This window comes from Actinoplanes sp. NPDC051633 (genome assembly GCF_040681735.1).
In the GTDB taxonomy this organism is placed as follows: Bacteria; Actinomycetota; Actinomycetes; order Mycobacteriales; family Micromonosporaceae; genus Actinoplanes.
This window is the reverse complement of record NZ_JBFAZH010001082.1, coordinates 1-2,618: the sequence shown is the minus strand read 5'-3', so window position 1 is coordinate 2,618 and position 2,618 is coordinate 1. Positions and strand designations below refer to the sequence as shown.

Genomic DNA, 2,618 nt, shown 5'->3' with positions numbered 1-2,618 from the left:
CGCCAACGACTCGAGCGCCTCCGGCCGCAGCCGCAGGTAGGTGCGGCGGCGGTCGCCCTCGGATCGGGTACGCAGGATCAGCCCTGCCTCCTGCAGCACCTTCAGGTGATGGGCGACCAAGTTGGTCGGCATGGCGAGGGTCTGGCCGATCTCACCGGGGGAGGCGTCGCCCACGGTGAGCGCGTCGACGATCGCCAGGCGGGCGGGATCGCCAAGAGCGGCATGCACTCTGGCCCGCGCCTGCAACGAAGAAGCATCATCGTTCATTGACTCAATCTTTGCTGACCTTTGCATTGTGGTCAAGGCATGGCTAAACTTCATCGTTAATCGGCGATTGACGATGATGGAGGTGCGGGTGGCCGAACTGCTGGACCGGGGAGTCGCGGAGGAGTACGCCTCGTGGTTTCGGGCGCTGGCGGATCCGTCGCGAGTGCAGATCGTGGAGTACCTGGCCCGGCAGGACCGGCCGATGAGCGTGGGCGAGCTTGTGGCCGCGGCCGGTCTGGCGCAATCCACCGTGTCGCAGCACTTGAAGATCCTCACCGCGGTGCGGTTCGTGCTCGTCGAGGCGGTCGGCAATGCTCGGCACTACCGGATCAACCGGCGCTGCGTGGTGTGCTTTCCCTCCGCGGCTGATGTCGTGATGGGCCGGCCGGCGCCGATCACCGCGGAGGATTGTGGATGAACGCGGTGACGATCCGTCCGATGCGGCCGTCCGATGCGGCCGCGGTGCTGGCCATCTATCAGGCCGGCCTGGACGGGGGCAACGCCGGCTTCGAGCACACCGCGCCGTCCTGGGCGGCGTTCGACGCCGGCAGGTTGCCCGAGCATCGCTTGGTCGCCGTCAACGAGCACGGCGCCGTACTGGGCTGGGTGGCCGTCTCGCACGTCTCGCCGAAGGCCGCCTACGCGGGCGTCGTCGAGCACTCCGTCTACGTCGATCCCGCCGCCCGCGGGCGCGGCGTCGGCCGGACCTTGCTCGACGGGCTGATCGACTCCACCGAGGCGGGCGGCATCTGGACCGTGCAATCCGGAGTGTTCCCGGAGAACGATGCCAGCCTCGCCCTGCACAAGGCGGCAGGATTCCGGGTCGTCGGCGTCCGGGAACGGGTCGGCCGGCATCTCACCCAGGGCAACCGGTGGCGCGACGTCATCTTCATCGAACGCCGCAGCCGTTTGCCCGCCTACGACCGCTGTGACGACGAAGACCCGACGAGCTGATTCCGCAGGTTCCTCTGCCGATTCGTCCCCGCTCACGTTCCGGAGTGTCGCCGTCATGCTCGCACCGTTCTCGCTGCACCCTGCCTTGGCTCTGGTGGCTGCCGCCGCCTGCTGGGGCCTGGGAACCGTCGTCACCAAGCACGTTCTCGCCGATGTCCCTCCGCTAACGCTCCTCGCCCTGCAACTCGCCGCCAGCTGCCTGTTCCTGTTCGCTGTCACCCGGATCGGCCGGTCACCACGGATCAGATGGTCGCCGCAGTTGCGGCGGCTGGCAGCTCTGGGCGTGTTGAATCCGGGCCTGGCCTACGCCCTCAGCCTGGTCGGGCTGACGTCGATCTCGGCGAGCATGTCGGTCCTGTTGTGGGCCACCGAACCGGTCCTGATTGCGCTGCTTGCGATCCTTGTGCTGCGCGAACGCGTCTCGGCCGTCCTCGCCGTCGCGATGGCCGTCGCCGTCGCGGGGGCGCTGCTGGTGGTGTACCGGCCGGACGCCACCGGCCGCACCACCGGCATCATGCTGACCCTGGGGGCGGTCGGCGCCTGTGCGTTGTACTCGGTCCTGACCAGGTGGCTGATTCTGGACGACGCCGCCACCACGGTGGTGCTGATCCAGCAGGCGACGGCGCTCGGATTCGCCGTCCTGGTCGCCGCGGTCGTCGATGTCGTCGGCACGGGGCAAGCGTGGCGCCTGACATCGATGACCTCGGCGGGATGGCTCGCGGCGGCCGGTTCGGGGGTTCTCTACTACGGGCTGGCCTTCTGGCTGTACCTCACCGGGCTGCGCCGCATGCCCGCCGCGGTGGCCGGATCTTTCATCGCCCTGGTTCCGATATTCGGCGTAGCCGCCGGTCACCTTGCCGGGGAGCGGCTGACTGCGCTGCAGTGGGCGGGCGCCGTGATCGCGGTGAGCGCGGTCGCGGTTGTCGCGGCGCGCCCGCTCGATCGGAACCGGGCCACGTGACGCTCAGACGGCTGCGGATTCCTCGACGGCGAGCAGGCCGGCGAGCTGCCGCATCAGGCCAGGGCGGGGCCGGTAGTACACCCAGCTCGCGCGGCGTTCGGCGTCGACCAGGCCGGCCTCGCGGAGCACCTTGAGGTGGTGCGAGATCGTCGTTCCGGAGATCTCGAACGCCGGGGTGAGGTCGCACACACAGATCTCACCGCCGGGCGCCGACGCGATCATCGACATCAGCTGCAGCCGCGTCGGGTCGCCGAGGGCCTTGAAGGCCGGTGCCAGGACCGCGGCGGCTTCAGCGGGGATCCGGGTTTCCGCGATCGGCGGGCAGCAGGGGGTGTCCGCGTTCAAGCTCGCCACGGCGAGAGACCCTGATTTCGACATGCTTCGAGGTTGACAGATGTCGAAACCGCGTGCAAGTCTCGGTTTCGATAAACGTCGA

5 protein-coding genes are annotated in these 2,618 nt (G+C 68.9%); 3 read left to right on the top strand and 2 right to left on the bottom strand.

The window, feature by feature from the left end:
- A partial coding sequence (locus AB0M20_RS37210) for a metalloregulator ArsR/SmtB family transcription factor (protein ID WP_364305460.1) occupies nucleotides 1-267 on the bottom strand: 267 nt, incomplete at its 3' end.
- A gap of 76 nt (nucleotides 268-343) precedes the next feature.
- On the opposite strand from AB0M20_RS37210, the gene AB0M20_RS37205 reads away from it, so the two are divergent.
- Genes AB0M20_RS37205 through AB0M20_RS37195 form a run of 3 tightly spaced genes read left to right on the top strand, consistent with a single transcriptional unit; the run spans nucleotide 344 to nucleotide 2,182 of the window.
- Entirely contained in the window at nucleotides 344-685 is a 342-nt protein-coding gene (locus AB0M20_RS37205) for a metalloregulator ArsR/SmtB family transcription factor (protein WP_364305462.1), read from the top strand.
- A complete protein-coding gene (locus tag AB0M20_RS37200; RefSeq protein WP_364305459.1) occupies nucleotides 682-1,221 on the top strand; it encodes an N-acetyltransferase family protein in 540 nt (179 codons plus the stop codon). Before AB0M20_RS37205 ends, AB0M20_RS37200 begins: the two co-directional genes overlap by 4 nt.
- Nucleotides 1,196-2,182, top strand: coding sequence for a DMT family transporter (locus tag AB0M20_RS37195; RefSeq protein ID WP_364305457.1), 987 nt, complete (start codon nucleotides 1,196-1,198; stop codon nucleotides 2,180-2,182). Before AB0M20_RS37200 ends, AB0M20_RS37195 begins: the two co-directional genes overlap by 26 nt.
- A gap of 3 nt (nucleotides 2,183-2,185) precedes the next feature.
- Here the strand turns inward: AB0M20_RS37195 and AB0M20_RS37190 are convergent, their stop codons facing one another.
- A complete protein-coding gene (locus tag AB0M20_RS37190; RefSeq protein WP_364305455.1) occupies nucleotides 2,186-2,560 on the bottom strand; it encodes a metalloregulator ArsR/SmtB family transcription factor in 375 nt (124 codons plus the stop codon).
- Nucleotides 2,561-2,618: the final 58 nt, after the last annotated feature.

Coding starts and splice junctions, on each gene's coding strand:
- AB0M20_RS37205 (WP_364305462.1), top strand. CDS start 344: ATGGAGGTGCGGGTGGCCGAACTGCTGGACCGGGGAGTCGCGGAGGAG.
- AB0M20_RS37200 (WP_364305459.1), top strand. CDS start 682: ATGAACGCGGTGACGATCCGTCCGATGCGGCCGTCCGATGCGGCCGCG.
- AB0M20_RS37190 (WP_364305455.1), bottom strand. CDS start 2,560: ATGTCGAAATCAGGGTCTCTCGCCGTGGCGAGCTTGAACGCGGACACC.